27 protein-coding genes and 2 pseudogenes are annotated in these 25,824 nt (G+C 44.9%); 20 read left to right on the top strand and 9 right to left on the bottom strand.

Features of this window, described 5'->3' with window-relative positions; genetic code table 11:
* The first annotated feature begins 19 nt into the window (after positions 1 to 19).
* Positions 20 to 577, top strand: coding sequence for a L,D-transpeptidase family protein (locus H5715_RS09815; RefSeq protein WP_075185656.1), 558 nt, complete (start codon positions 20 to 22; stop codon positions 575 to 577).
* 79 nt (positions 578 to 656) lie between these two features.
* Here H5715_RS09815 and H5715_RS09810 read toward each other — a convergent pair whose 3' ends face one another.
* Positions 657 to 1,508: an SIR2 family protein gene (locus H5715_RS09810; RefSeq protein ID WP_246434494.1), complete on the bottom strand. Its 852-nt coding sequence runs from the start codon at positions 1,506 to 1,508 to the stop codon at positions 657 to 659.
* Between the two features lie 435 nt (positions 1,509 to 1,943).
* Between H5715_RS09810 and nifH the strand changes: the two genes are divergently transcribed.
* The 7 genes from nifH to hemG all read left to right on the top strand — a co-directional run bounded on the left by nifH (position 1,944) and on the right by hemG (position 8,259).
* Complete coding sequence (gene nifH / locus H5715_RS09805; protein ID WP_075185654.1) at positions 1,944 to 2,831, top strand: nitrogenase iron protein; 888 nt, start codon at positions 1,944 to 1,946, stop codon at positions 2,829 to 2,831.
* 104 nt (positions 2,832 to 2,935) lie between these two features.
* The gene (gene nifD / locus H5715_RS09800; protein WP_075185653.1) at positions 2,936 to 4,417 is read left to right on the top strand and encodes a nitrogenase molybdenum-iron protein alpha chain; all 1,482 of its coding nucleotides are present in this window, start codon (positions 2,936 to 2,938) and stop codon (positions 4,415 to 4,417) included.
* 150 nt (positions 4,418 to 4,567) lie between these two features.
* The gene (gene nifK, locus H5715_RS09795; protein WP_075185652.1) at positions 4,568 to 6,139 is read left to right on the top strand and encodes a nitrogenase molybdenum-iron protein subunit beta; all 1,572 of its coding nucleotides are present in this window, start codon (positions 4,568 to 4,570) and stop codon (positions 6,137 to 6,139) included.
* A 219-nt stretch (positions 6,140 to 6,358) separates the two neighbouring features.
* Positions 6,359 to 6,667 carry a ferredoxin III, nif-specific gene (gene fdxB / locus H5715_RS09790; protein WP_075185651.1) on the top strand — a complete coding sequence of 103 codons (309 nt, stop codon included), beginning with the start codon at positions 6,359 to 6,361 and terminating at the stop codon, positions 6,665 to 6,667.
* A 173-nt stretch (positions 6,668 to 6,840) separates the two neighbouring features.
* Positions 6,841 to 7,065: a putative nitrogen fixation protein NifT gene (nifT, locus tag H5715_RS09785; protein ID WP_075185650.1), complete on the top strand. Its 225-nt coding sequence runs from the start codon at positions 6,841 to 6,843 to the stop codon at positions 7,063 to 7,065.
* 111 nt (positions 7,066 to 7,176) lie between these two features.
* The gene (locus tag H5715_RS09780) at positions 7,177 to 7,443 is read left to right on the top strand and encodes a DUF6129 family protein (protein ID WP_075185649.1); all 267 of its coding nucleotides are present in this window, start codon (positions 7,177 to 7,179) and stop codon (positions 7,441 to 7,443) included.
* A gap of 285 nt (positions 7,444 to 7,728) precedes the next feature.
* Positions 7,729 to 8,259 (top strand): menaquinone-dependent protoporphyrinogen IX dehydrogenase, encoded by a 531-nt coding sequence (gene hemG / locus H5715_RS09775; RefSeq protein WP_075185648.1) that lies wholly within the window; start codon positions 7,729 to 7,731, stop codon positions 8,257 to 8,259.
* A 65-nt stretch (positions 8,260 to 8,324) separates the two neighbouring features.
* On the opposite strand, the gene H5715_RS09770 is transcribed toward hemG, so the two are convergent.
* Together H5715_RS09770 and H5715_RS09765 are read right to left on the bottom strand one after the other, a co-directional pair.
* Positions 8,325 to 9,107: an ankyrin repeat domain-containing protein gene (locus H5715_RS09770; protein WP_075185647.1), complete on the bottom strand. Its 783-nt coding sequence runs from the start codon at positions 9,105 to 9,107 to the stop codon at positions 8,325 to 8,327.
* Between the two features lie 517 nt (positions 9,108 to 9,624).
* Complete coding sequence (locus H5715_RS09765; protein ID WP_175574259.1) at positions 9,625 to 10,038, bottom strand: bacteriohemerythrin; 414 nt, start codon at positions 10,036 to 10,038, stop codon at positions 9,625 to 9,627.
* A gap of 408 nt (positions 10,039 to 10,446) precedes the next feature.
* Here H5715_RS09765 and H5715_RS20565 point away from each other — a divergent pair, with 408 nt between their 5' ends.
* Entirely contained in the window at positions 10,447 to 10,683 is a 237-nt protein-coding gene (locus H5715_RS20565) for a PEP-CTERM sorting domain-containing protein (protein ID WP_075185645.1), read from the top strand.
* A gap of 58 nt (positions 10,684 to 10,741) precedes the next feature.
* On the opposite strand, the pseudogene H5715_RS20240 reads toward H5715_RS20565, so the two are convergent.
* The 4 genes and pseudogenes from H5715_RS20240 to H5715_RS09750 form a co-directional block, all read right to left on the bottom strand.
* Positions 10,742 to 11,146, bottom strand: a pseudogene (locus H5715_RS20240) (Rossmann-like domain-containing protein); the annotation flags it as partial.
* Positions 11,128 to 11,349 (bottom strand): annotated as a pseudogene (locus tag H5715_RS20560) (enolase N-terminal-like fold-containing protein); the annotation flags it as partial. The pseudogenes H5715_RS20560 and H5715_RS20240, both read right to left, overlap by 19 nt.
* A 27-nt stretch (positions 11,350 to 11,376) precedes the next feature.
* The gene (locus tag H5715_RS20020) at positions 11,377 to 11,535 is read right to left on the bottom strand and encodes a DUF4213 domain-containing protein (RefSeq protein WP_221892285.1); all 159 of its coding nucleotides are present in this window, start codon (positions 11,533 to 11,535) and stop codon (positions 11,377 to 11,379) included.
* Positions 11,532 to 11,873, bottom strand: a complete 342-nt coding sequence (locus H5715_RS09750; protein ID WP_075185644.1) for a hypothetical protein — start codon at positions 11,871 to 11,873, stop codon at positions 11,532 to 11,534. The genes H5715_RS20020 and H5715_RS09750 overlap by 4 nt, the downstream gene beginning before the upstream one ends.
* A gap of 284 nt (positions 11,874 to 12,157) precedes the next feature.
* Between H5715_RS09750 and ald the strand changes: the two genes are divergently transcribed.
* Positions 12,158 to 13,276, top strand: a complete 1,119-nt coding sequence (ald, locus tag H5715_RS09745) for an alanine dehydrogenase (RefSeq protein WP_075185643.1) — start codon at positions 12,158 to 12,160, stop codon at positions 13,274 to 13,276.
* A gap of 13 nt (positions 13,277 to 13,289) precedes the next feature.
* Here the strand turns inward: ald and H5715_RS09740 are convergent, their stop codons facing one another.
* Entirely contained in the window at positions 13,290 to 15,536 is a 2,247-nt protein-coding gene (locus H5715_RS09740) for a thioredoxin domain-containing protein (RefSeq protein ID WP_075185642.1), read from the bottom strand.
* 260 nt (positions 15,537 to 15,796) lie between these two features.
* Between H5715_RS09740 and H5715_RS09735 the strand changes: the two genes are divergently transcribed.
* The 9 genes from H5715_RS09735 (at position 15,797) to nifS (ending at position 23,476) form a co-directional block, all read left to right on the top strand.
* Positions 15,797 to 16,273, top strand: a complete 477-nt coding sequence (locus tag H5715_RS09735; protein ID WP_075185641.1) for a NifB/NifX family molybdenum-iron cluster-binding protein — start codon at positions 15,797 to 15,799, stop codon at positions 16,271 to 16,273.
* Positions 16,270 to 16,527 (top strand): hypothetical protein, encoded by a 258-nt coding sequence (locus H5715_RS09730; RefSeq protein WP_246434493.1) that lies wholly within the window; start codon positions 16,270 to 16,272, stop codon positions 16,525 to 16,527. Before H5715_RS09735 ends, H5715_RS09730 begins: the two co-directional genes overlap by 4 nt.
* Positions 16,528 to 16,778: 251 nt before the next feature.
* Positions 16,779 to 18,188: a nitrogenase iron-molybdenum cofactor biosynthesis protein NifE gene (gene nifE, locus H5715_RS09725; RefSeq protein ID WP_075185639.1), complete on the top strand. Its 1,410-nt coding sequence runs from the start codon at positions 16,779 to 16,781 to the stop codon at positions 18,186 to 18,188.
* Positions 18,189 to 18,194: 6 nt separating this feature from the next.
* The gene (nifN, locus tag H5715_RS09720) at positions 18,195 to 19,577 is read left to right on the top strand and encodes a nitrogenase iron-molybdenum cofactor biosynthesis protein NifN (protein ID WP_075185638.1); all 1,383 of its coding nucleotides are present in this window, start codon (positions 18,195 to 18,197) and stop codon (positions 19,575 to 19,577) included.
* Positions 19,578 to 19,579: 2 nt separating this feature from the next.
* Complete coding sequence (locus H5715_RS09715; RefSeq protein ID WP_075185637.1) at positions 19,580 to 20,041, top strand: NifB/NifX family molybdenum-iron cluster-binding protein; 462 nt, start codon at positions 19,580 to 19,582, stop codon at positions 20,039 to 20,041.
* Between the two features lie 30 nt (positions 20,042 to 20,071).
* Entirely contained in the window at positions 20,072 to 20,548 is a 477-nt protein-coding gene (locus H5715_RS09710) for a NifX-associated nitrogen fixation protein (protein WP_075185636.1), read from the top strand.
* A gap of 412 nt (positions 20,549 to 20,960) precedes the next feature.
* The gene (locus H5715_RS09705) at positions 20,961 to 21,284 is read left to right on the top strand and encodes a HesB/IscA family protein (RefSeq protein ID WP_075185635.1); all 324 of its coding nucleotides are present in this window, start codon (positions 20,961 to 20,963) and stop codon (positions 21,282 to 21,284) included.
* The gene (gene nifU, locus H5715_RS09700) at positions 21,229 to 22,266 is read left to right on the top strand and encodes a Fe-S cluster assembly protein NifU (RefSeq protein ID WP_343044286.1); all 1,038 of its coding nucleotides are present in this window, start codon (positions 21,229 to 21,231) and stop codon (positions 22,264 to 22,266) included. The genes H5715_RS09705 and nifU overlap by 56 nt, the downstream gene beginning before the upstream one ends.
* 1 nt (position 22,267) lies before the next feature.
* Positions 22,268 to 23,476, top strand: a complete 1,209-nt coding sequence (gene nifS / locus H5715_RS09695) for a cysteine desulfurase NifS (RefSeq protein ID WP_075185633.1) — start codon at positions 22,268 to 22,270, stop codon at positions 23,474 to 23,476.
* A gap of 525 nt (positions 23,477 to 24,001) precedes the next feature.
* Here the strand turns inward: nifS and H5715_RS09690 are convergent.
* Positions 24,002 to 25,006 carry a zinc-binding alcohol dehydrogenase family protein gene (locus H5715_RS09690; protein ID WP_075185632.1) on the bottom strand — a complete coding sequence of 335 codons (1,005 nt, stop codon included), beginning with the start codon at positions 25,004 to 25,006 and terminating at the stop codon, positions 24,002 to 24,004.
* A 114-nt stretch (positions 25,007 to 25,120) separates the two neighbouring features.
* Between H5715_RS09690 and H5715_RS09685 the strand changes: the two genes are divergently transcribed.
* Positions 25,121 to 25,471: a winged helix-turn-helix transcriptional regulator gene (locus tag H5715_RS09685; protein WP_075185631.1), complete on the top strand. Its 351-nt coding sequence runs from the start codon at positions 25,121 to 25,123 to the stop codon at positions 25,469 to 25,471.
* Positions 25,472 to 25,824 lie beyond the last annotated feature (353 nt).

The following is a 25,824-nucleotide window of genomic DNA, read 5'->3' as shown; positions in this document are numbered from 1 at the left end:
CCTGACAGCGAAAGGGTTGGTGTTTGGTGCTCCAATATTTATGAGGATATTCAAGTCATCCTCAGAACTTGAGCTTTGGGTAAAGAAGGGCGAGCAGTTTGAGCGGTTTAAAACCTACCCCATCTGTACATTCTCGGGTACGCTTGGTCCTAAAACCAGACAAGGTGATAATCAGGCGCCGGAGGGGTTCTATTTTATTCGGCCGGAAAACCTTAATCCTTGGAGTACCTACCATCTCTCTTTCAATCTCGGCTATCCAAATATCTACGATAGAGCTAATGGAAGAACCGGAGGCGCCTTAATGATTCATGGTTGCTGCGTATCTATTGGTTGCTATGCGATGACGGATAAATATATCAATGAAGTTTATACGCTCGCACAGGTTGCCTTTGAAGGCGAGCAGACGTCTTTTCGTGTGTATATTTTCCCCTTTGATCTTTATCACGAAAAGTTGGCACTATATAAAGACCATCCCTGGTATGAGTTTTGGTTAAATTTAAAACAAGGATATGATTTTTTTCAACCAGAAAGCGGTGCCGCCCGATGTTTTGGAGAAAAATGGAACGTATTACTTTGAGCCTGATTGGAATTAGCGAAATTTTTTAGTTCCCAATAAAGAATCATACCGTTCCCGTTTTTAGAGTGTCCGCAGTGGTTTAGGAGGCTTCGGCTGTGGCTCTCGTGCTGGTCTGAATTAGCTCGTTCCAATCACTCTCGATTATTTCAATATTTTTATCTGCTAAATAGCGCCTTTCCTTATCCGTTGGTTGGGGGATAAACGCCCAGCCTGCAGTTTGCGATGCGCTGTAAATAATATCACTCAAAATCATACGTTCGGTATCGCGGGTAAAGCGCATTCCCAGTAGCAGATATTGCCTGTTCTTTCGGTAATCTTTTAACCAGTTCGGGATGGCGAAACCTCCCATAAGCTCGGTTATATAGTCAACGAAATCGGCATCGGATGCGACAAAACTCGGTTTTGGTAAGGGACTACCCATGGGTTTGAATATAATGGGTAGATTCTTATTTACTTCATTGAGTTTAATCATCTTATAACTGCCGTCACTGTTATCGTAAATATCGAAACGATAAGGGTGAGCAGCAAGCCGCGCCACACCAATAATTAGCGTATGAGGCGTGTCTCTATATAGGTGCTGGAGTTCCTGGTCTCGGTTCGAATCAACAATATAAGGTAGCTTTATATTAGCCAGCCAAGCATGAAATACAGGCTGGCTCCAGTGTGTTTCCCCATACGTTTTTGTTAAGAACCCCTCCAAAAATTTTCGTCCCTTTTTATGTTCCATATGCATGGCTGCGCGGGAAAATTCAACCATTAACCTGGGGGACATTGGCTTTCCTCCTGTCATCGCCAGAATAAGACTCTCGTTATCGGCGGGAATAGGTTTCCCATTTTCCTTGTTGACAACACCTTTCAGTACTCCTGGGCCCAAATAGGGAACAATGGCGCCGCTTTTTAACCCTTCAATAAGTTTCGATATGGTGGGCACAATATTTGTCTCCTGAGTTATTACAAATTAGTTTCTGATGTCTATGGTAAGAGCAATTTATAAGCCAAGTAAAAATTGTTGAAATTCAAGGGTGTGTACGTGAAAAGTTTTATTCGATCTACTAAAACGCAACAAATTGTGTTCTTTATTACAAATGAAATTTATTCAAAAAATGCTTTTCCTTCACTTGTCGTTTTGTCGCTATTGACACAACAAATAGGTTGTTTTGTTGCTTACAAAGTTGCTCTTCTTAATGTAGGTATTCATAAAAAGGTCTTATAAAACAATCGCTTAATGGTCTTTAAACCATCTGGCACAAACCCTGCTCATAAGGTTGTGCATGCCTGTGAATTACAGGCGTATTTGGGAAGAGATGATTAATGGCTAATTACTCATTCCCCTAGGTAGAAAGAATAAACTGAGGAGATTGTCATCATGGCTATGCGTCAATGTGCGATTTATGGTAAAGGCGGGATTGGTAAGTCTACAACTACACAGAATCTCGTTGCGGCTTTAGCAGAAGCTGGTCAAAAAGTAATGATTGTGGGCTGTGACCCGAAAGCGGATTCAACCCGTCTAATTCTTCACGCTAAAGCTCAAAATACCATTATGGAGATGGCTGCTGAAGCTGGCACCGTTGAAGATCTTGAACTGGAAGATGTTTTGAGAACGGGTTACGGCGATATCAAGTGTGTTGAATCGGGTGGTCCAGAGCCTGGAGTAGGTTGTGCTGGTCGCGGAGTGATTACAGCGATTAACTTCCTGGAAGAAGAGGGCGCCTATGAAGATGATTTGGATTTTGTTTTCTACGATGTATTGGGCGATGTAGTGTGTGGTGGTTTTGCAATGCCCATTCGAGAAAACAAGGCGCAGGAAATTTACATTGTGGTTTCCGGTGAAATGATGGCCATGTATGCAGCCAATAATATTTGCAAAGGTATCGTGAAATACGCGAACTCCGGTAGCGTGCGTTTAGCCGGATTGATCTGCAACAGCCGAAATACCGACCGAGAAGATGATTTGATTATTGCCCTGGCAGAAAAACTGGGTACGCAAATGATTCACTTTATTCCTCGCGACAACGTTGTGCAGCGAGCAGAAATTCGCCGAATGACGGTTATTGAATACGATCCTACCGCAAAGCAGGCGGATGAATACCGAGAGCTCGCAAGAAAAATGATAGCCAACAAAAAGATGGTGATTCCAAAGCCGGTGACTATGGATGAGCTGGAAGTGTTGTTGATGGACTTCGGCATTCTGGAAGAGGATGACGAAAGTATCATAGGTAAAACTGCTGCGGAGCTTGAAGCTGAAGCCGTTTGATCCTGAGGACGTAAACGGTGGGGCAAGTTAATGAGCTCTGCCAGATAGGCTGCGACTAAGCCCTATCTAATACCCAGTACACTACACATTCAGGAGATACAATTATGTCTGAGATGTCACGCGAAGAGGCTGAAGCCCTCATACAGGAAGTTCTGGAAATTTATCCAGAAAAGGCTAAGAAAAATCGTGCGAAGCACCTGATGGTTAACGATCAGTCGCTGGATCAATCAAAAAAATGCATTACCTCCAACAAAAAATCCTTACCGGGAGTTATGACTCAGCGGGGATGTGCTTATGCTGGATCTAAGGGTGTGGTATGGGGGCCAGTAAAAGATATGGTTCATGTGTCTCACGGACCTGTCGGTTGTGGGCAATACTCTCGTGCGGGGCGCAGAAATTATTACGTTGGCGCTACGGGTGTTAACTCTTTTGTAACTATGAATTTTACGTCTGATTTTCAGGAAAAGGATATTGTATTTGGCGGCGATAAGAAGTTGAACAAACTTGTCGACGAGATCGAAACTCTTTTCCCTTTAAACAAAGGTATTAGTATCAATTCGGAATGTCCAATTGGGTTAATTGGTGACGATATTGAAGCGGTTGCTAAGCAGAAAGGAGCAGAATACGGTAAAACCATTGTGCCCGTTCGTTGCGAAGGATTTCGGGGAGTGTCTCAATCTTTAGGGCACCATATCGCTAACGATTCAGTTCGCGATTGGATTTTAAGTGCCCGTGATGATGACGACAGTTTTGAACAGACTGACTATGACGTCGCGATTGTTGGAGACTACAACATTGGTGGTGACGCTTGGTCTTCACGAAGAATTCTGGAAGAAATGGGCTTGCGTGTAGTCGCTCAGTGGTCCGGAGATGGAACCATCTCTGAGATGGAGCTAACGCCGAAGGTAAAAATGAATTTGGTCCACTGCTATCGATCTATGAATTACATTTCGCGTCATATGGAAGAAAGATACAACATTCCCTGGATGGAGTTCAATTTTTTCGGTCCGACAAGAACCATTGAATCAATGCGCAAGATCGCTGAGCAATTTGACGAAACTATTCAGGCAAAAACGGAAGAAGTAATCGCCAAGTACCAGCCGCAATGGCAGGCCGTAATCGAGAAGTATCGCCCGCGTCTAGAAGGCCGCCGCGTAATGATTTTTGTTGGTGGCTTACGTCCACGGCATATTATTGGCGCGTATGAAGATCTCGGTATGGACGTGGTGGGTACCGGTTATGAGTTTGCTCATAATGATGACTACGATCGCACCATAAAGGAAATGGGGAATTCCACGCTGATTTTCGATGATCTTACGGGGTATGAGTTTGAAGAGTTCGTAAGAAAGGTGAAGCCAGATCTAATTGGTTCTGGTATTAAGGAGAAGTACATTTTTCAGAAAATGGGTGTTCCATTTCGGCAGATGCATTCATGGGATTATTCCGGTCCGTACCACGGTTTTGATGGTTTCGCTATTTTTGCCAAAGATATGGATATGACAGTGAACAATCCTTGCTGGAAAAACATGGTTCCGCCTTGGGATAAACCAGTTGAAGAAGAGGAGGAAGTGGTAGCATCCGCATAATGTAATTGCGGTGGCGAAACTTTTTAGGTTGTAGTTTTTGTCAACTCATCCAGCGGTAGGTTTCAATAGTGTTGCGCGAGTATTGAATTTCTAAACTGGAGTCCACATCCGCCTGTCCACAGATGAGTGGCGCGGAAGGAGAAAAATGTTATGAGTCAAGATGCAGAGAATATTAAATTAAGCTATCCCCTTTTTCGTGATAAGGAATACCAGGACTCGTTGGCGGGAAAGCGCGAAAATTTTGAAGAAACACCTTCACAGGAAAATATAGACGAGGTCTTTAAGTGGACGACCTCCGAAGAGTATCAGGAGTTGAATTTCAAGCGTGAAGCTCTAACAATTAACCCCGCGAAAGCATGTCAGCCCCTGGGTTCGGTTCTTTGTTCCTTAGGGTTTGAAAATACGATGCCCTATGTCCATGGATCTCAAGGTTGTGTCGCTTATTTTCGAACTTACTTTAACCGTCATTTTAAGGAGCCCATTGCTTGCCTTTCTGATTCGATGACTGAAGATGCGGCTGTGTTTGGTGGCCAGCAAAATATGAAAGATGGCTTGCAAAACTGTAACGCTATTTACAAGCCCGATATGATTGCCGTGTCTACAACTTGTATGGCAGAGGTTATCGGTGACGATCTCAATGCATTTATCACTAACTCTAAGGTTGAAGGGTTTCTCCCGGAAGATATTCCAACGCCGTTCGCGCATACGCCAAGCTTTGTTGGTAGCCATGTTACTGGTTGGGACAATATGTTCGAAGGGATTATGCGTTACTTTACACTAAAGGATATGGACGATAAAAAAGTAGGGAGCAACGGAAAGATTAACTTGGTTCCGGGGTTCGAAACCTATCTGGGTAACTATCGTGTACTTAAGCGCATGATGAAAGACATGTCTGTTGAGTCTACGTTGTTGTGTGACCCAGAAGAGATTTTGGATACCCCTGCGGATGGCGAATACCGGATCTATGCGGGCGGTACAAGTCAAGAAGAAATAAAAGATGCGCCGAATGCATTGAATACTTTTCTTGTTCAGCCCTGGCAGTTGAATAAAACCAAGAAGTACGTAAGTAAAACTTGGATGCATGAAATTCCCACATTGAATATTCCAATGGGATTGGAATGGACTGATGAATTTTTGATGAAAGTCAGTGAAGTTAGTGGCAAGCCGATTGGTGATGCGTTAACCAAGGAGCGTGGAAGGTTGGTTGATATGATGACCGATTCCCACCAATGGCTGCACGGGAAAAAGTTCTCTTTGTGGGGCGATCCTGATTTTGTAATGGGGCTCACGAAATTCCTAATGGAATTGGGCGCGGAGCCTCTTCATGTTCTCTGTAATAATGGTAACAAGCGATGGAAGAAGGCCATGGATGCTTTGTTGGAGGAGTCGCCTTATGGGGCGAATTCCGAAGTTTTTGTTGGGAAAGATTTATGGCATATGCGTTCTCTTGTGTTTACCAACAAGCCTGATTTTATGATTGGAAATTCATATGGTAAGTTTATTCAGCGTGATACTTTACACAAAGGTAAAGAGTTCGAAGTTCCGCTGATTCGAATTGGCTTTCCAATCTTCGATCGACATCATTTACATCGTCAGACCACGCTGGGGTATGAGGGAGCAATGCAAATATTGACAACTCTAGTGAATAGCGTACTTGAGCGTCTGGATGAAGAAACACGTCTAATGCAGGAAACAGATTACAATTATGACCTGATTAGATGATTTTTGAACGGGCGTTGGTCGTCCACATCCGGATGCCTTTCGCTCGAATTCTTATAACTATATTGATGCAGGATGACGTTTAAATGGTTAGCTTTGATACCGCTAACGCTGAAAAGACACAAAACGAAATTAGGCTCCGAGCCTACAAAGAAGAGCATTTGTTTATGATGCCTTTGTTGTTGTTTATAACATTTGCTCCAGTAACGAGGGAGATAAATAATGTCTGAAGAAAAAATAGTGGGCCGTACGCGCGGTGGTGGCGAATGGATTCCCATGTTTTTAACGAAGTTGAATTCTGGAACATGTATAGGTTGTGGCCGGTGCTACAAAGTCTGTCCGAGGGATGTGTTTGAACTAACTCATCGACCGTACGAATATGATGATTTAGATGATGATGACGATTTTGATGACGACGATGACGGTCTAAAAATGATGGATATCAAGGATCTTATGGATTGTATTGGCTGCATGTCGTGTTCGAAAGTTTGCTCAAAGAAATGCCTATCTCATGAAGCCTTGCTAGCCTGATTAAGTCGCTAATTGACGTACCGAAATCGACTAAAAGTCATGATTAAATGTTGTACAGCTCTTTCGAGGATTCTTCAGTTGGGTCGGTTTACAGTTACACCTTTTCCGGAGATCGGATGTGATCTAATCTCCGGCCTCTTTTGTATCAAGTTATTTACCTGTGGAGTATGTCAATGCCCAATGTAATGATTCGACGTAACAATGAAGGGCAATTGACGCTCTATGTTGCAAAGCGGGATCTGGAGGAAAATATTATTTCTATCGAGCATGATAACGAAGAAACATGGGGAGGCGAAGTAACACTTGCTGACGGTTCGAGCTATTATCTAGAGCCTATTGCAACACCGCGATTACCTATTACGGTTCGCGCCAAGAGGATGATCTCTGTCGGGGAGTGACTGTTGGGCATTGCGCCACCGCTAGTTTTTAACGCGGGAGTGTTGTTTGTAAGCTGCCACGCTGATAGTGGTTAGCCTGTCTTCCCCATCATTTAAATGAGAGGTTTACGAATGATTGAACAAACCGAACTCGATATGGTTGTCGCTCATATACATGCCAATGGTCTGTCCGATAATATTCTCCCAGCAATACGGGAGGAGTTCCCCGGGAGGTATTTTACCTATTGCACAGAGGACGACATTCATGCAGGGAAGCCGGTCGTAGAAGAAGATGCTTTTGCCATCTATCTGGTAGATTCAAGAGAACACTGTTCAAAGTTAACAAATGATTTGGATGTTGCGTCTGGCTTTGTTATTGCAGAGAAAATAGTCGGCTAACGTGGGCAAAGGAAAGCAAGAGGTATTTGTCCAGGATTTGTTTTTCAACAACCTCGATTCTATTCTTTTTCCTGTTTAAATTGACCTCGATAGGAATCCTGTCTTTGATAATAAGCTGTCTTATCCTCTGGGCACTTTAACGTGCTACTATTCCTCGAATGAGGTCCTAACGGACTTCTGATTAAGTTCAGATATATTCTGCAGGCGTCCAAAACGTTCGTTGGTAAGACGTTAAACGCAGAAATTGGCGTTATATCAAAGTTGGGGGAGAATCTAGGTTAGCTTATGGAAAAAATATTAGTTCTATATTCAACCACGGATGGCCATACACAAAAAATAAGTCAGAGTATTAAAACATTGCTTTCTCAGAATGGTTGCTCTGTAACCATGATGTCTGTCGACGACAGCGAAGCGCTGGTGTTGGAATCGTTTGACAAGATAGTTATTGGCGCAAGCATCCGCTATGGTAAGCATGGGAAGAAAATTTCCGATCTGATTGTAAAAAATAAACAGGTCTTGAATGAAATTCCGACTGCTTTTTTCTCTGTGAATCTTGTTGCAAGAAAGCCAGAAAAGTGTGATCCAGAAACGAATCCCTATTTTTTTAAATTTCTCAAGCAGGTTGGATGGCAGCCAAACATACAGGCAGTCTTTGCTGGTAAGATCGATTACAAAAAATATGGTTTTTGGGATCGAAAAATGATTCGATTTATTATGTACTTAACAAAGGGCCCAGTTAATCTCGACGCTGTTATTGAGTATACCGATTGGAAGCAAGTTGATGCTTTCGTAAGCTCCGTGGTGGAAATGAAATGACAGAGGGAAGCCGTTGATTTTAGGAGGAAGATCTTCCGTTTTTTCATATTTACGATATTTTTACTTTAGATAACGGCTTCGATACTGCCAGCGTTTTCATGCTTTAATATATCTACGATATCCGGATTTGTTGCTACATCAAGCGCCGTATACCCATCATGATTTTTTATATTTATATTACTGTCATGTTGTAGTAGTAGCTTTACGATATTGGTTTTTCCTGAAAAGGAAGCATAAATTAGCGCGGTACAACCTTCATCGTTTTGGTTGTTGATATTGGCTTTGTTCTTTATAATTAGTTCTACTGTTTCTATGTTTCCTCCGAAACACGCAGCCCAAAGGGCGGTGTTTCCATCAGAATCCCTTTGCTCGATATTTGCACTTGCCGAAATTAGTTCCGCAGCGATACGGGTTAGTCCTTCTCTGCACGAGTGCATCAGCGCCGTGTATTTGTTTTCATCTGCTATATTCAGAGATTGTTCTTCAAATCCAGTTTCGACTAACCACTCGTTAGTATAGATACTGTAGGGAACTACGCTGTATAAGCTTGTACGTTCTTTCCAGGCTGCGTAGCCACCCTTTAGACTGTAGCACTGTTTGAATCCCGAACGCCCAAACTCGCTGGCGATATCTCTACTAAGGTTTCCTTTTTCGCTATAGACGATTAGGGGGTGATCAAATCTATTGCTTTTTATGAGCATGTCAATTAGAGCTGAATGCGGCTGTATAGATCCTTCAATATGTTGATTACGATATGAAAGTGTGTCGCGATAATCAATAATTAGCGGATCTTGCTTGGCGATAATGGTATCAGCCTGAATAACGCTAATTTCGGTAAAATACGCCATAGAAATGGATCCTACGTTGAATGCTACGAAAATTTTTAATTGTTGGTGGACCGCTTCTGCAATTAGCGAACCAACTTGTTTGCTAAACCACGCTAATGTTTTTCTGGTAATTTATTTTGAAAACAAAAAACCCTTATTTATTAAGGGGTTAGCGGGTTGGGTATGTATTTGTGCCATACGGTTTATCGGCATCGAACAGGTATACAACAAAATGTTTTCTTTAGAACAATGCGTCCGAGCAAACCCTACAATACCCGTTTCAATGAGGAGCCTGGAAAAGTGACGCTAAAGACTTGTATCTATTTTTTTGCGTGTTAACAGTTGGGCTTGTAGTGTCTTCAAGAAAATGTTTATTGCGGGTGGGTTTGTCACTATGGGTTGGTTTTTCTAAGGAGGAGTGTCTTCGAAGCGAAGGCGGAAACGACTCGGTTAAACGTATGGTCGTCAAAACATAATTTTAGTGAACGCTCAGCACAATAGGTGAATTCTTTAGACTTGCCGTATGCAGGGCGAGTCCCTAAGCGCGTTCTTGTGACTTACCCCTTTGTAGTAGGTGAATTGAAAGTGAGGTATCCATCGTTGTTGTATGCAATCGGAACCATTCGGGCAACTGTTCACTTATAAATGTGCGTGCCATCATGATAGAGCCCCGGCCAACCATATTGTTTATGCTCTTTAAATCTCGCAGTACTTTCATGTGTTCACGAATGTGTTCCTCGAGATCGGGGAAGTGGGTTTTCTGCATAAGTTTGTTCTCTGCATGGAAATGCTTTTCGGTATGCACGACAAGGGCTGCGAACAAACGAATAAAATCGGCCGTATCGGCAGTTTTTAGGTGGTTGACGATACCAATAAATTCGTCGTGTCTATAATCCAGTTCTGGGACGCCGAGGCTGTATTCAGGTAGGGTTCGATCGATGATATCCGTCAAAGGTAACATCCTTATGTTTGGTGGCGCCGTATTGGGCTTTCGGTTGGGCAGATTGCCGGTGTCTGCTTAGTGTAGCCCGAATGCCGAGCATCCTTCATAACTTCGTCTCTTCACTAAGTCCCGTTCTTAGAATAAATTGTTCCATACTGATGGGCATCATAAATCTTATCTGCTTTTTCACTGTATCGGTATCACGGCTACGTGGAATGTGATGAAGCGGGCTTTTCCGGGGGCTACCCTTTTTAATGACTTTTTATCGGGCTTCTGACGTGCTCTGTTGTCTTCTGGTATATAAAATAGCGTGGATGTGGAATCGTTTTATGTCTAATGATTTTCCCATATAAACACTTTATTCTGTTAGTGCTATACCATAGATATACGGTGTAATCCGTGTAAGGAGCGCGCAAAATGAAAAGGCTATCGGTGCTTATAATCTCAATGCTATTTTCCTCTATAATTTTCGCTGCACCATGTAATTGCTACTGGACGACAGTAGGCGGCACTAGAACTCAGATTTGCTATGATTGCACAGATTCTGATGGTACTAATGTAGCCTCGGTTCCTGAACCTAGCTCCCTGGCGTTATTCGGCTTGGCGTTACTGGTGTTGGTCTCAAAAAACCTATACGGAAAATATAGAACGTAGCCTTTGACGGTTTATTGGCTTCCCGAATTTACTCGCGGTTGGCTACGCGGAGTACTGTTCAGTGTGTGTTAGTTTCCATATCGATGACGGCGTAGTTAACCCCGCCTTCAAATATTCGGGTGCCACCACCTTCGGTGGCAATTTGTTCTACTTTTTTTGCATTCACCATTTCTACTCCAGCGAGATAATCGATATCAAAATCGGAAAACCAGTCTTACCAGGGTAGAGTCGGGCCCATTAGCACGCTCACGGCATTTTTCGAAAGCTCGGCTAATCGGGTAAATTTTTCGTTTATCAGTGACGTGGCGGTAATGAAAACCCAGTCAACTTCTGGCCGAATATATTCGGCAGCAGTATCGGGGAGATCATTTTTATTGCCGGGCGAACGTTCCAGAACGCGATAGTCCAGCCCTTGTAATATTTCGTCTAATCCGGGATAGCGACCTATGACGGCGACTTTTTTTCCTTCAAGCCTGGGTTTAAAAAATCAAATACGGCTAAGTTTTGCGATGCGCTGGTGCAGAGGGGGCGTGCTCTTTCGAGTAAAGCGTTTTCAGAATGGTTAATCACGCTATTGCAAGCAGCCATAGCAACTGTGGCCTCGAAGGGGTTCCAAGACGTAAGCCACTGGCTAATATCATTTACCGAGCTTCCTGCAAGCGTGCCGGGCCAGCTTAAGGTGCGAGTTGCGGTTCATGGGCTCATAGCTAGGCCTAGTTGTTGGTTGCCGTTTGTAATCGTTCGGCAGGTAGTCCAAGTCAGGCCAATACTCAAACGATCAATAATAGAGGTTTCTCTGTTTTCTGCCGCGGCAATGTGCTGGTAGATGCTATCTGTCTTGCCAAAAGTCATGGGCTTTCCTGTTTGCTTTGTTGGCGTTTTAAAGACAGGCCGCCTTTAAGCATGATTAGGTCGTATAGGCTACAGAGCATAAAATGGCAAGCATCGGGATCACTCAGGCTCTTACGTACCACTTGGTCGCCCCTATGATAGCGGTGCGCGGTTTTGCGAAAGGATTCAGGTAGTGAAAGGTTAAATGCCGACGGTCTGATCAGTAGTAAAATAATTTGCTCAAACAAAAAGGCATAGGGGTCTTCCCCTGTATCTGTCTTATAAATGGGATCTAAAGAACTCCCATAGCGTTGAAACAATCGCAGGTAGTCTTCCACTTGAGGGAGTTCGCTGCTCATGCGGCGTTTCTGCAATGTGTGATATGTACGTTGTGCATAGCGTTACTTCCTGCCGGTTCACGACTTCCGAGCATACTTTGGTTTTCATTTTTGTTGTAACTGTATTTTGTGATGCAAACTTACTGCCAAATTTTTTACGGTATAAGTATTGATTGGGAAAGAAATAGAAAGTTAGGTTTCAGTCGCTCAAATACGAAAATTGAGTATATTTTATCGGAGCGTGGCTTCGCTTCCTGGGCTAGTCTATCAGTGTTAGCCCAACAAACATGTTGCGTGAGGTCTGTATGCGAATTGGTATACCCAGAGAAATAAAAGACCAGGAATATCGTGTAGGCCTTACTCCTGCCGGTGCCCGAGAGCTTACGGTAGCAGGGCACGAAGTGTTTATTGAAGCGGGCGCTGGCGTTGGGATAGGCTTTAGTGATGATCACTATAAGGCGGTTGGCTGTGAAATTATTAATCGCGCGAGTGATCTTTATCAATCTGCGCAAATGGTGGTTAAAGTAAAAGAACCACAGCCAGATGAATGTACGTTATTACGCCAAAATCATATTTTGTTTGCTTTCCTACACTTGGCTCCAGATCCAAGGCAGGCCAAACTGTTACAGTTGAGTGGTGCACACTGCATTGCCTATGAGACTGTTACCGATAGTCATGGTGGTTTGCCGCTCTTAGCGCCTATGAGTGAAGTCGCCGGCCGACTTTCTATTCAAGCTGCGGCGCATTGTCTGGAAAAATCTAGCGGAGGTTCGGGGATTTTATTGGGAGGTGTTCCCGGCGTAGCGGCAGCCAAAGTATTGATAATTGGTGGTGGAGTGGTTGGTATCAACGCTGCCCGCATGGCTGCAGGATTGGGCGCTAGGGTGACGGTTATGGATAAATCGATAGCTCGTCTAAAGCAAATCGATGAGTTATATGGTCCCTCAATTGCGACACTCTTTTTTACTCGGGGAGCGCTGGAAGATCAATTGCGGGAATCCGACGCGGTTATTGGCGCGGTGCTCGTGCCGGGAGCGTCTGCGCCCAAGCTGGTTTTGAAATGCCATTTAGCCAGCATGAAGCCGGGGTCGGTTATGGTGGATGTTGCCATCGATCAGGGGGGGTGTTTCGAAACCAGCCGTGCGACCACACACCAAACGCCTACCTTTTCGGTTGATGGTATTACGCACTATTGCGTGGCAAATATGCCTGGCGGGGTAGCGCAGACAGCAACTTATGCGCTAACAAATGCGACATTGCCATTCGTGCTACAGCTGGCTAATGAGGGGGTTCAGGCTTTGAAAGATAACAGTTATTTATCAGCGGGTTTAAATGTAGCAGCCGGAAAAATAACGCACCCGGCAGTAGCCGAAGCCTTAGGTGAAAAAGTCTATTCCGTGCAAGAAACACTTTTTACGGTTTGATTGGGGTGCATTGCTAGTACCAGTGGGCGAGTGTAACTTTCTCGGTAGGGTAGCAGGTGTTTTGATCGCAAGGCTGCAACTCTACAGTAATGAACGTGGGTTCCGAGCCTTGTTGTTTAAGATAAATTTTGCAGTCTCCAGTATAGACTCGGAGTGTACCGCTACTAGTTTCAAGTTCGCTTGCTGGTGGGTATTCAGTGATAAGCACGACGGACGGCTTACAGTATATTTTTAGTTGGTCGCTTTGTAGATACCAGCCCTCACGTATTGTCATAGTTAGCGTGTACGAGTTTTTAGTAGCGGCCATTCTAACGGTCGGTGTAAGCTGTAGCTTTACGGCTCCGCCATACGCATATTGAAAGCTGGTGGGGCAGGCCGATTGCGCTGCAGCAGCGCCCATAAGAAATACCGGTGCTGATAGTGGGTATTTATTTGCGATTTCCGAAAAAGCAGAAATTTGATCTTCCGCCTGTGTTTTTAATGCGGCTTGCCCTGTTCGTTGGTAGAGCTTATGGAGGTTTAAAAGCATTTGCGAATTTCCACAAATTGTGGCGTTATCTTCCAGGCTTTTACTGCGAACCAGCATCGGGCCTTGAGAATCTCTAGGGCTTATAAAATAGCCGCCGGAGGCGTTGTCCCAGAAGTGCGTGTTCAGGTCGTTAAGGAGGGTTTGCGCGCGTTCTAACCATAGCGGTTGGTCGGTATAATCGTAGAGCGTAATAAGGGCATCTATAAAATGTGCATAGTCCTCCAGTAGTGCGTAGTCTAGCTGCTGGCCGTCCAGACCTATTCGACACAAGCCTTCCGAGCTGTAATGGGTTTGCCAAAGGTTTTCGGCTGCACATATAGCCGCCGTACCAAAAACTTTGGACTTAAATGCACTGGCGGCCTCGGTAAGTGAGGCTATCAGCATGGCGTTCCACTCAGTAATTATTTTGGTATCGGTAAGAGGCGGCGTACGTTTACTTCGTGCGTGGTAAAGCACGTTTTTTATGCGTCTTAATATCTCGTCAATGTGACTATATTCCAGCTTGTTTTCTAGCGCAATTTCACGCAGGTCATCGTTGAGAGTCAGAATAATACTACCTTCAAAATTACCGTCTTCCGTTATGGCGTAGATACTCTTAAGAAGTGTTAGGTCCTTTTCGTCGAGTAGCGTTTTTAATTCATCCAGTTGCCAGACAAAAAATTTTCCTTCCTCTCCTTCACTGTCGGCATCGGTGGCAGAATAGAAAAGCCCCTGTTCATTTCTGAGTTCACGTAACACATAGTAGAGAGTTTCTTCTGCGACGCGCTTGTATTCTGGGTTACCACTCAACTGCCATGCGCGGGTGTAGACCCGCGTAAGCTGCGCCTGGTTATAGAGCATTTTTTCAAAGTGCGGTACCAACCACTCACGATCTACGGCATAACGGTGAAAGCCACCGCCGAGCTGATCGTAAATTCCACCCTGTAGCATCGCGTCTAGAGCGTGAGCGACAAAGGGCCATTCCGCGGTTTCTATAACGGGTCTTGTTTGGCGGGATATTTGATCAAGTAAAAACCACCAAAACGCTTCTTGTGGGAATTTTGGTGCTTGCCCTATCCCCCCATACTGTTTGTCCGTTATGGTCAGAATATGCTTAGAAACGGCGGTCAACAAACCTTCTTTTAGTGGCTGGGTGTCTGTTTCAGGGGTGAGCTTCTGGTTTACAGCGAGCGAGAGCTGCTCGGCCTGTTGATTAAGCTGTGGTTGCTCGGTTTGCCACGCATGACCGACTTGCTCCAATAACTGGATAAACTGATTCGCTTGAAAATAAGTGCCGCCGTAAAAGGGCTTTCCCTGTGGTGTTAGAAATACCGACATAGGCCAGCCGCCACTACCGTGTACTATTTGCACAGCCGCCATATAGATCTCGTCCAAATCTGGTCGTTGCTCCCGATCCACTTTAATCGCAATAAATAGCCGGTTGATTACTTCTGCTACATCAACGTTATCAAAGCTTTCGTCTTCCATAACGTGGCACCAGTGACAAGTACTGTAGCCAATAGAAAGGAATACCGGCTTGTTCTCAGCCCGCGCCATTGCGAAGGTTTCGTCATTCCATGCCTGCCAATTTACTGGGTTGTGCGCATGCTGTAACAAATACGGAGACTGCGAAAATATTAACGAGTTAACAAATAGTGGCTGGCCATGTTTATCCAAATTTTGGGTTCTGATGGTGTACCGACCATTTTTTCGGTGCTGTTCTTCTAATAATTTGTCAGCTGTAAAAACCATATCATTGTTCCGTACATTTCGCGTATCTATTGGCTTAGAGCACATGCATCAATAATCGTGCCTTTTATACATTTCCTACACAGTATTGTTGCGTTTACGACAAGGTGTGGTGGTTATCTGCGTTGGTGCATTATACGAATGGCCTGAATTCGGGCATGTATTGTCTATTTGGACAGACTAATACACTGGTTTGGATTTTGCACTTGTCAATTCCTGCAGGTGTTTCTTGTGCGTAGATGAGCGTGTATTAAGGAGGTCCAATGCTGGAAGAAGTTGATTGTCTTGCAAACGCGGAAACGAAAGGCGTGCCACTAGTTGTCGTATTCGCCTCACAGGATGGTGGAATAGTGGATCAACATTTTGGTTCTTCGGTGGCATTTTATGCCTACGAGGTGGCACTCGAAAAAGCCCGGTTGATCGCCAGTCAACAGTTTTTATATGAAAGTCAAGACGGCAATGAAGACAAGTTAAAACCCAAATTGGCGTGGCTTTACGGTGGGGATATTGTTTATTGTGCTTCTGTTGGTGACTCAGCGGCGCGCCAGCTGGCGGAGTTGGGCATTACGCCGATAAAGGTTATGGCGGGGGCTGAAATCGACAAATTAATAAAGCACATACAAATACAACTGGCCGAAAAAGCGGAGTTTTGGCTGTCGAACATCATAAATAGAAAGCAACGAGCGAGCCAGGGCGAGAGCCGGTTTAAGCAGTATGCGGAAGACGGTTGGAATGAATGATGACAGAGATCAATGTGATTTTACCTCTTGATGGGCATCTCAAGGCTTCGATTTTTCTTCGCTCGAAAACAAGAAGTACGGGTGATTGGATAATGCGAGTGCAGCTTTACTATGATAATAAACCCGCTGGCGTTACCAGTTTCACCTTGCGCGGATATACCCAGGCGGAGGCCGAGTCAGTTGTGCTTGGTTTGCCAAAAAATCAGTATTTAATGCGGGAAATAGACGAGTTTCTGTGTGGAGAGTGTGATTAGTATTCTTTATCAAATGAGCCTTACGTTTCGCTTGCAAATATAGCTACATTTTTCAAGTCATAGAGCTGAGCCAAAATAAAAATAAATTATATGTTATCAATCTCTCTACACCCAACAACTATTTGTAACAATCCCGACAATAAGAAATAAAAATTACGATATAAAACAACAGCATAGCATGTGGAACAACCTTTGCAGCTGCCCTTGTAAACTATGCAAAAAACAACGTCGTAACCCAGAGGCCGTTTTGTATGAAAGCGAAGCAAATCGCAGTGTTGTTGGACGAGCCAGCGTGCAGTCATAACAAAAAAGGAAAATCTGGCTGCTCCAAACCAAAGCCCGGTGCCGCTGCGGGTGGTTGTGCGTTCGATGGGGCGCAGATTGCCTTACTGCCGATCGCTGATGTGGCTCATATTGTTCACGGATCGATCGCCTGTGCAGGCAGTTCGTGGGATAGTCGCGGGACGCGTTCCAGCGGCCCTAAACTTTACCGTATTGGGATGACTACAGATTTGTCGGAACAGGATGTGATTATGGGGCGGGGTGAAAAACGTCTGTTTCATTCGATTAAGCAAGCGATTGAGCAATATCATCCACCGGCAATATTCGTCTATAACACCTGTGTCCCGGCCTTAATTGGCGATGATATAGATGCAGTATGTCTTGCGGCGCAAAAACGTTTCGGTGTACCAGTTGTTCCTGTAGACGCCGCGGGTTTTTACGGCACAAAAAACTTAGGGAATCGTATAGCCGGGGAGACGATGCTTAAGCACGTCGTAGGAACGCGTGAACCCGATCCCAAGCCTATTTTACCTAATCAACCGAATATTAAGATTCACGATATCAACTTAATCGGTGAGTACAATATTGCAGGGGAATTCTGGCATGTGTTGCCGTTGTTTGATGAACTGGGGTTGCGCGTTTTATGCACATTGTCTGGGGATGCTCGTTTTAAAGAAGTTCAAACGATGCATCGTGCAGAAGTCAATATGATGGTTTGTTCCAAAGCTATGATCAATGTCGCCCGGAAGTTGCAGAGTCGATACGGCACACCCTGGTTCGAAGGTAGTTTTTACGGAATCACGGATATGTCTCAGGCCCTACGCGACATCGCCAGCAGTATTAATGATCTAGATTTAATTGCCAGAACCGAAGCGCTCATCCAGAGGGAAGAAACAAAGATTCGTGAAAAAACTCAGGCGTTGCGGCCTCGCCTGGAGGGCAAGCGAGTGCTCCTATATACCGGTGGTGTGAAATCCTGGTCCGTTGTTTCCGCCTTGCAGGAATTGGGGATGAAGGTCGTGGCAACTGGAACACGAAAGTCTACAGAAGAGGATAAAGCCCGTATAAGGGAGTTAATGGGTGACGATGTGAAAATGCTGGATGAAGGCAATCCCAAAATACTGCTGCAAACTGTTGCTGACTATAAAGCCGATATTCTAATCGCTGGAGGGCGCAATATGTATACAGCATTAAAAGCTAAGATGCCTTTTCTCGATATTAATCAGGAACGAGAGTTTGCCTATGCCGGTTACGAGGGAATATTGGAATTAATACGTCAGCTGTGTTTGACTCTGGAAAATCCTGTATGGAAAGCGGTACGCAAACCTGCACCCTGGAATAAGCTCTGCATGGGCGAAGTCTTAACAGCAAACGGATAAAGAGCAATGGCAGGCATCAAAAAACGAAAAAAGGCTCTATCGGTTAACCCGCTAAAATCCAGCCAGACGGTAGGTGGTGCTTTGGCGTTTTTGGGTTTAAACAAAAGTATCCCGCTCATGCACGGCTCGCAGGGCTGTACAGCTTTTGCAAAAGTGTTTTTTGTCCGTCATTTTCGTGAGCCTATACCGATCCAAACGACGGCGATGGATCAGGTAAGCTCCATAATGGGGGCAGATGAAAATATTATCGAAGCCTTAAAGACCATTAGCGAAAAAAGCAGGCCCGCGTTGATTGGTTTGCTTTCTACAGGATTATCTGAAACTCAGGGCTGTGATCTGAATCGCGCTATTAAGGAGTTTCACAAAACCTATCCGCAGTTTAAAGATGTGATCGTTGTACCGGTTAACACTCCAGATTATGCCGGTTGTTTTGAAAGTGGTTTTTCGCTCGCGGTAAAAGCTATTATCGAACGTGTGGTGCTACAGGACCACAGTCGTGTTGGACTGCGAAAAAAACAGGTGAACGTTTTGTGTGGTGGTAACTTAACGCCGGGGGATCTGGAGTTTATCAGCGAGAGTATTGAAAGCTTCGGTTTAAGACCGCTGTTAATTCCCGATCTGTCCGGCTCACTAGATGGTCATCTCGATGAAGACGATTTTAATCCGCTGACGTCCGGTGGAGTATCTGTTAATGATATTAAAATATCCGGTGAAAGTGTCGCAACTCTAGTTGTGGGGGAAAGTATGATAACGGCAGCTGCGACGTTGCAGGAAAGAACGTCAGTACCGGAATTTCATTTTGGCCACCTAATCGGACAGGACGCCGTAGACGATTGGTTTATGGTACTCAGTGAAATAAGTGGACTGGACGTGCCGATCAAATGGCAGCGGCAGCGTAGCCAATTACAGGATGCGATGCTGGATACTCACTTTATGATTGGAGACTCCCGCATTGCCATCGCGGGTGACTCTGATCTGGTGTTGGGGTTCGATAGACTAGTGAGAAGTATGGGCGCACATACGGTCGCTGCTGTGGTGCCTGCTCGTGCCTCTGACAAAAATAGCGCGTTGATTCAAACTGATTTAGATCGTATAAGCGTTGGGGATCTTGATGATGCAGAACAGTTGGCAATGTTGAACCGTGCGCAGTTATTTCTAGGTAGCAGCCATGCTGTGGAATCGGCCAGGCGCTTGGGTATTCCGATTTTGAGAATGGGCTTTCCACAGTACGATTTTATCGGTGGGTTTCAGCGCTGCTGGTTTGGATACCGTGGAACTCAACAGACATTATTTGAGTTAGCCAATCTGCTAGTTGAAAATCACAAAGGGGTCCAGCCATACGAGTCTATATTATCGAAACAATTCGAAGAAAAGGACTTGAGGCACTAGCAATGGCAAGCCTGACGCGAAAACTTAGTGTCATCACCAGCAATGATATTAAGCCAATTTTAAAAATTGCTTTTGCGACAGATAATAATCGAATGGTGAATCAGCATTTTGGCTCCGCGAAAACATTTGCCATTTATGGCGTTAACTCAGAAGCTTCAAGCCTGCTAACCATTGCGGAATTTTGTGATATTGGCGTGCTTGATATGGAAGATAAGCTGGTGCATAAGTTGGAGCTGTTGGACGACTGTGTGGCGGTATATTGCCGCGCGTGTGGCGCGTCGGCAGTAAAGCAGCTACTTGAACGCAATATTCAGCCTCTGAAAGTACCGGAAGATATCGCAATTAAGCAACTGCTGAAAGCGTTTCGACAAGAATTGAATGAACGGCCCTCATATTGGCTAGCCAAAGCGATTTTACGCCAACGCTCGGCTGATCGTATTGGCTCCTGGAATCTGGAATACTAACGATGGTTTACGTGTAAAAGGACGGTAACTATGGGCGATGATGTAAACGCTGTTATAGAAGAGGGTGCAGTTGTACTGAACGATCCCTTTATCAAGCAAATGATTATTCAGTTACGAGCAGTGGATAGCTACGGCACCTACGATACATGGAGTGATGCCAGAGTGTTGGACCCTATGATCCTGACAAAAGCGCGAAGGCGGGAAATTCCATTAGTCGGTGATCCAGATGAAACGACTGTCTCGAGAGTAAAAGCCTTTTACAATGGAATTTCTCAATTGATCGAAAAAGAAACCGGTATTATGGCCGTTCCCGTAGTCAATTTGACATACGAGGGGTTTGGTCGAGTGCTGATTACGGTTGGAAAATTGGTTGTGTTGGATAAAATTCAGCGCGATGTCCACCGTTTTGGTTTCGAATCACCGGAAAAGTTGATAGCCGCTGCTCATATCCTGTTGAATAAAGCCATCAAATTAGTCAATGACTACCGCGAGGTGGCAGAATTATAATACTTTGTGTGTGGACAGAAGAATAATCCCCGCTCACGGTAAATTCAGCACGCGGATCCGTTCAGCGATACTGCTTATATCCGTAGTTTTAGTAGAAAAAACATAGAAAGCCTTCCAACACTTTTCGCGAAGTGCAACTAGAGCGTTTTTATTCGTGAATCACGTTATGGGGTGGGTTGCAGTAGTCCGTAACCCACCCACTTTTTATTATCCCTTGTGTCTAATCCCTCCGTTGTCTGTCGTAAAACCTACAAATATTCAAAATAGATTCGTTACAGTTCCTCCACATGAATCGAGGCTATGGATAAGGTGTTGAATATTCAGCGCTTTTTAACCTTTATGTGGTGGCACACCGCTTGCAAAACAATCCTCGTATTCAGTAACTAAAGTTTCTGCCAAAGAGGAAAGCCATATGATTTCGTTAACGGGTAAGGCTGTAGAGGCAGTCGACAGATTTATTATCAGCGCTAAAAAGCCTATTGCTGGATTGCGTATCCAAGTTGAAGGTGGTGGTTGCGCGGGGTTTAAATACACTTTGCGGCTTGAAGAATTGCCGGCCGCGAATGACCAGCTTGTAGATTGTGGAGGGGTAACTGTGTTGGTAGATCAAGCCAGTGTTCCATTGCTAAAAAACGTAACCGTAGATTTTATAGAAAGTGTTGAGGGTAGTGGGTTTAAGTTTGAAAACCCTAACGCTAAAACGTCTTGCGATTGCGGCGATTCGTTTACCTGCTAATGACGCCGTTAAGGCTCAGATATACCGAAGCGAGGAGTTTTTTATGTGGGACTATTCGGAAAAAGTTAAAGAACATTTTTACGAGCCAAAAAATGCGGGTGCTGTTGTCAATGCCAACGGTACCGGTGACGTCGGCTCGCTGAGCTGTGGAGATGCGTTAAGGCTCACGCTAAAAATCGAACCGGAGACTGATATTATTTCGGCGGCTGGCTTTCAAACCTTCGGTTGTGGTTCCGCGATCGCCTCATCATCGGCTTTAACCGAAATGGTTAAAGGCTTGCATATTGATGACGCGTTGAAAATCAGTAATCAGGATATCGCCGATTATTTAGATGGTTTGCCACCGGAAAAAATGCATTGCTCGGTTATGGGGCGTGAGGCACTACAAGCGGCAATTGCCAACTATCGAGGAGAAGAAATCGAGGATGATCACGAAGAAGGCGCACTTGTCTGTAAATGTTTCGCTATCGATGAAGTTATGGTTCGCGATACGATAAAATCCAATAGCCTTTCTTCTGTGGAAGATGTCACCAACTATACTAAGGCCGGAGGTGGTTGTTCTTCCTGCCATGAAAAAATCGAAGAAATTCTGGTAGATGAAATGGCCGAGCGTGGCGAAAAGTTTACACCAGCCCCCATTGCTGCTACCAAGAAAAATATTGTGCACTTGAATAATGGTCCTGTAGTGAAAATACTGGAACCCGAAAAGCCAGCAAAGATGACTTTGGTGCAGCGCATTCACAAAATCGAGGCGACATTGGATGATATTCGCCCAACGCTACAGCGCGACCATGGCGATGTTGAGTTGCTGGATGTTGATGGTAAAAATATCTATGTCAAGCTGGTAGGTGCCTGCGTAGGTTGTCAGCTTGCTACAGCTACTGTTGGCGGTATACAGCAAAAGCTAATGGAAAGTTTGGGCGAGTTTGTAAAAGTTATTCCGGTTGGCGAGGAAAAACTCACAACGCTTATGGGAGCCTGAAATGAATGATATCTACTTGGATAATAATGCTACTACGATGGTTGATCCTGCTGTGGTCGCGGATATGCTGCCCTATTTTACCGAGCAGTTTGGTAATCCGTCATCTTTACACAGTTTTGGCAACAAAGTGGGTTTTGCGATAAAGAAGGCTCGTAGCAGTATTCAAACTCTCTTGGGGGCGGAACATGATTCGGAGATAATATTTACCTCTTGTGGTACTGAGTCCGATTCCACCGCTATTTTGTCGGCGCTGCGTGCGCAGCCTGAACGTAAAGAAATTATTACTACGGAAGTAGAGCACCCTGCTATTTTAACATTATGTGAAAACCTGGAATCCCAGGGGTATACCATTCACCGTTTGAAAGTGGATAAGCGAGGCCGTTTAAACTTGCAGGAATATCAAGTATTGCTGTCGGATAGGGTCGCTATCGTTAGTGTTATGTGGGCCAATAATGAAACCGGTACACTATTTCCTGTCGAAAAAATGGCAGGAATGGCGCAGGACGCTGGTATTATGTTCCATACAGATGCGGTACAGGCCGTGGGGAAAGTACCTGTTAATGTAAAAGATTCTGCCATTCATATGCTGTCTCTTTCTGGGCATAAATTACATGGACCAAAGGGCATAGGTGTACTTTACTTAAAGCGCGGTACTCGATTCCGCCCCCTGTTGCGCGGTGGGCATCAGGAGCGCGGTCGTCGTGCTGGTACTGAAAACAGCGCAGCGATAGTTGGTCTGGGTAGAGCTGCCGAAATAGCTCTGAAAAACATGGCTCTGGAAAATACCTATGTGAGTGCATTACGCGATAAGCTACAAGAAGGGATTTTATCTCGTGTCCCCAATGCGTTTGTAACCGGTGATACGGAAAACCGTTTACCCAATACCGTAAATATCGCCTTCGAGTATATAGAGGGCGAGGCTATTTTGTTGTTGCTGAATAAATATGGAATTGCTGCCTCGAGTGGCTCGGCTTGTACCTCGGGCTCTCTGGAACCCTCCCACGTCATGAAAGCGATGGGTATACCCTATACTGCGGCACATGGCACCGTAAGATTCTCGCTTTCTCGCTATAACTCCGAGGAGGAAATTGAAAGGGTAATTGAAGCTGTTCCTCCCATTATTGCCAGGCTTCGAAAGTTGTCACCCTATTGGGCGGACAGTGGGCCAGAGCAAGAACCAGAAAAATCGTTTGCACCGGTTTACGCGTAAGAGTTTGTTTGCAGCAGTGCGAGATGGGTGTGTATTGACGTCTTGCTTTTTGGCCGCAGTAATATGACGACCTCTGTAGCATCGATTGTTCAGGTTTGGCATGTCTCGCAGACGTGCCTGTTGCGCGATGTAAATTGAAAAACACTTAGTTTCGTTAGTTTATCGGGGATTAACTGGCTTTAGTTATACCCATTCTATCTACCATTGACTGCCGTTAGCAGGCCTTTGGAGAAATTATCTGCGTTGCCTGCACGGTGAAAAAAGGCTTATTTATTTGCTATAAACTTCGCTCTTTCGTTCACTTTTATCTTGCGCGGAGGGGCGTGTTTAAGTTTTCCAGTAAGCTGCTAGCAATTGCTCAACTTTGGGTTGTTTGCCGTACATACTCCCCCGAAATTTTGAAGACTGGCACTACTCCAGTATTTTTTTGGTTTATGGGCCAGCCATAGGCTGTTGCGATTTTAGCTTTCGGTGATGCTCTCATGGTCTAGCGTAATACCGAACAGCCCAGGCTAGGAGGCTTCATTAGAAGCCAGACAGAACAATCTTTCCTCTCGCTTTGCCAGATTCAAGCAAGGCATGTGCTTTTACAAGGTTAGCCGCATTGATTGCGCCAAAATTATCGGCGACAGTTGATTTTAACTCGCCATCGTCGACCATTTTTGCAATGCTCGTGAGAATTTTGTGCTGTTCGATCATGTCATCAGTTTCAAATAAAGTACGTGTAAACATGAGTTCCCAGTGAATCGAAATACTTTTGCGCTTAAAGGGCATAATATCCAGTTTTTCTGGGTCATCAATAACACCCAGTTTTCCTTGTGGTGCAATGATGTCGACTATTGACGGCAGATGATCGTCTGTGTTTGTCAGGCTCGTCACATAATCTACGTTGTCAAAGCCTATAGCCTTTAATTCATCGGCGAGTGGTTTGCTGTGGTCAATAACATAATCGGCCCCCAATGCCCTTACCCAGTCTTTTGTTTCTGGCCTGGAAGCCGTAGCAATAACTTCCAATTGGGTGAGGCGCTTGGCAAGTTGGATCATAATAGAGCCAACACCGCCGGCCGCTCCAATAATCAACAGTTTGCCAGAGCTTGTAGTGGGTAAATTTAAACGATGGAACATTAACTCCCATGCGGTAACAGACGTTAGTGGCAGCGCCGCGGCCTCTGCAAAATTTAGTGATTCGGGCATTTTTGCGGTTACGCGTTCGTCGACCAACTGATACTCGGCATTTGCACCGGGGCGGTTTAATGCGCCTGAATACCATACCTTGTCGCCGGGCTTGAACAGAGATACCTGCTGGCCAACGGATTCTACAACGCCCGTTGCGTCCCAGCCTAACACTCGATATTGACCTTCATCAGGTTGAACGCCGCGTCGAATTTTTGTGTCGACGGGGTTGACAGAGATGGCCTCAATTTTTACCAACAAATCCCGTCCTTGTGCAGAGGGCTTTGGCAATTCAATCTCTTCCAGCGCATGGGTGTCGGAGATGGGGAGGGCTTGTTTATAACCGATGGCTTTCATATGTTTTCCTCTTTCATATTCGTAATGTCAGTAATTATAGATATACTGGCAGATATAGGAAGTACGCACTTAGGTGTGGCCTAGTATCCTTTTGTATACCTTAAGGAAAAAACGATGAGACATAAAAGCTACCAGTGCAGCTTTGGTTGCTCTGTAGAGGCGGCCATAGAGGCTATTGGGGGGAAGTGGAAGGGCGTGATTCTCTTTCATTTGGCTGGGGATACCAAGCGTTTTAATGAACTGCGTCGCTTAATGTCTGAGATAACGCAGAAAATGTTGACGAAGCAGCTGCGCGAACTGGAGCGCGATGGGATTGTTAACCGCCATGTTTATGCTGAGGTTCCGCCTAAAGTAGAGTACAGTTTGACTGAGTTTGGCTCCACCTTGCTGCCCATACTTAAAGAGCTAGAAAGTTGGGGAAATCAGTATTTAGAAAAATTAGCCCAAATTCGCCAAAACCACTGAGCTTACAAACTTGTGTTGTGCTCAGTCGGCCCATGATTAAACTTTTTTGCTAGGCTATGTGTTTTGAATTCTGTTTCGGTAGTCAGAGCGATTGTCTACGCGATGGCGTTGCCAGATTACGTGGATATTAGTGAAATCGTTTTATATCCGACGATGAAAAAATGAGAGTAATGAATCCTCGGCGTTTGAGTCTATGCCAACCCGCTATGTTCCGAGTGGGGGTTGTTCAACGAAATAACTAAGCGGGGTGAGCGGTTACTGTGAACTCGCCCCAGTATCCCCTACGTGCGGCGCGTGCGAGTCTATGCCTTCAAACGGTTTAGGATAATCGCGGTTCAAAATCAGTGTTGCCC

It is taken from the genome of Teredinibacter haidensis (genome assembly GCF_014211975.1).
Lineage (GTDB): Bacteria > Pseudomonadota > Gammaproteobacteria > Pseudomonadales > Cellvibrionaceae > Teredinibacter > Teredinibacter haidensis.
This window is presented reverse-complemented; position numbering and strand designations above follow the sequence as displayed.

Excerpts from the sequence above, each read along its gene's own strand:
- H5715_RS09715 (WP_075185637.1), top strand. The coding sequence starts at position 19,580 with ATGGCAAGCCTGACGCGAAAACTTAGTGTCATCACCAGCAATGATATT.
- nifS (WP_075185633.1), top strand. The coding sequence starts at position 22,268 with ATGAATGATATCTACTTGGATAATAATGCTACTACGATGGTTGATCCT.
- H5715_RS09740 (WP_075185642.1), bottom strand. The coding sequence starts at position 15,536 with ATGGTTTTTACAGCTGACAAATTATTAGAAGAACAGCACCGAAAAAAT.
- H5715_RS20565 (WP_075185645.1), top strand. The coding sequence starts at position 10,447 with ATGAAAAGGCTATCGGTGCTTATAATCTCAATGCTATTTTCCTCTATA.
- nifD (WP_075185653.1), top strand. The coding sequence starts at position 2,936 with ATGTCTGAGATGTCACGCGAAGAGGCTGAAGCCCTCATACAGGAAGTT.
- H5715_RS09770 (WP_075185647.1), bottom strand. The coding sequence starts at position 9,107 with ATGGCGTATTTTACCGAAATTAGCGTTATTCAGGCTGATACCATTATC.
- nifK (WP_075185652.1), top strand. The coding sequence starts at position 4,568 with ATGAGTCAAGATGCAGAGAATATTAAATTAAGCTATCCCCTTTTTCGT.
- fdxB (WP_075185651.1), top strand. The coding sequence starts at position 6,359 with ATGTCTGAAGAAAAAATAGTGGGCCGTACGCGCGGTGGTGGCGAATGG.
- H5715_RS09710 (WP_075185636.1), top strand. The coding sequence starts at position 20,072 with ATGGGCGATGATGTAAACGCTGTTATAGAAGAGGGTGCAGTTGTACTG.
- nifE (WP_075185639.1), top strand. The coding sequence starts at position 16,779 with ATGAAAGCGAAGCAAATCGCAGTGTTGTTGGACGAGCCAGCGTGCAGT.
- H5715_RS09750 (WP_075185644.1), bottom strand. The coding sequence starts at position 11,873 with ATGAGCAGCGAACTCCCTCAAGTGGAAGACTACCTGCGATTGTTTCAA.
- nifN (WP_075185638.1), top strand. The coding sequence starts at position 18,195 with ATGGCAGGCATCAAAAAACGAAAAAAGGCTCTATCGGTTAACCCGCTA.
- H5715_RS20020 (WP_221892285.1), bottom strand. The coding sequence starts at position 11,535 with ATGACTTTTGGCAAGACAGATAGCATCTACCAGCACATTGCCGCGGCA.
- H5715_RS09685 (WP_075185631.1), top strand. The coding sequence starts at position 25,121 with ATGAGACATAAAAGCTACCAGTGCAGCTTTGGTTGCTCTGTAGAGGCG.
- H5715_RS09705 (WP_075185635.1), top strand. The coding sequence starts at position 20,961 with ATGATTTCGTTAACGGGTAAGGCTGTAGAGGCAGTCGACAGATTTATT.
- H5715_RS09730 (WP_246434493.1), top strand. The coding sequence starts at position 16,270 with ATGATGACAGAGATCAATGTGATTTTACCTCTTGATGGGCATCTCAAG.
- nifT (WP_075185650.1), top strand. The coding sequence starts at position 6,841 with ATGCCCAATGTAATGATTCGACGTAACAATGAAGGGCAATTGACGCTC.
- ald (WP_075185643.1), top strand. The coding sequence starts at position 12,158 with ATGCGAATTGGTATACCCAGAGAAATAAAAGACCAGGAATATCGTGTA.
- nifH (WP_075185654.1), top strand. The coding sequence starts at position 1,944 with ATGGCTATGCGTCAATGTGCGATTTATGGTAAAGGCGGGATTGGTAAG.
- hemG (WP_075185648.1), top strand. The coding sequence starts at position 7,729 with ATGGAAAAAATATTAGTTCTATATTCAACCACGGATGGCCATACACAA.
- H5715_RS09690 (WP_075185632.1), bottom strand. The coding sequence starts at position 25,006 with ATGAAAGCCATCGGTTATAAACAAGCCCTCCCCATCTCCGACACCCAT.
- H5715_RS09735 (WP_075185641.1), top strand. The coding sequence starts at position 15,797 with ATGCTGGAAGAAGTTGATTGTCTTGCAAACGCGGAAACGAAAGGCGTG.
- H5715_RS09780 (WP_075185649.1), top strand. The coding sequence starts at position 7,177 with ATGATTGAACAAACCGAACTCGATATGGTTGTCGCTCATATACATGCC.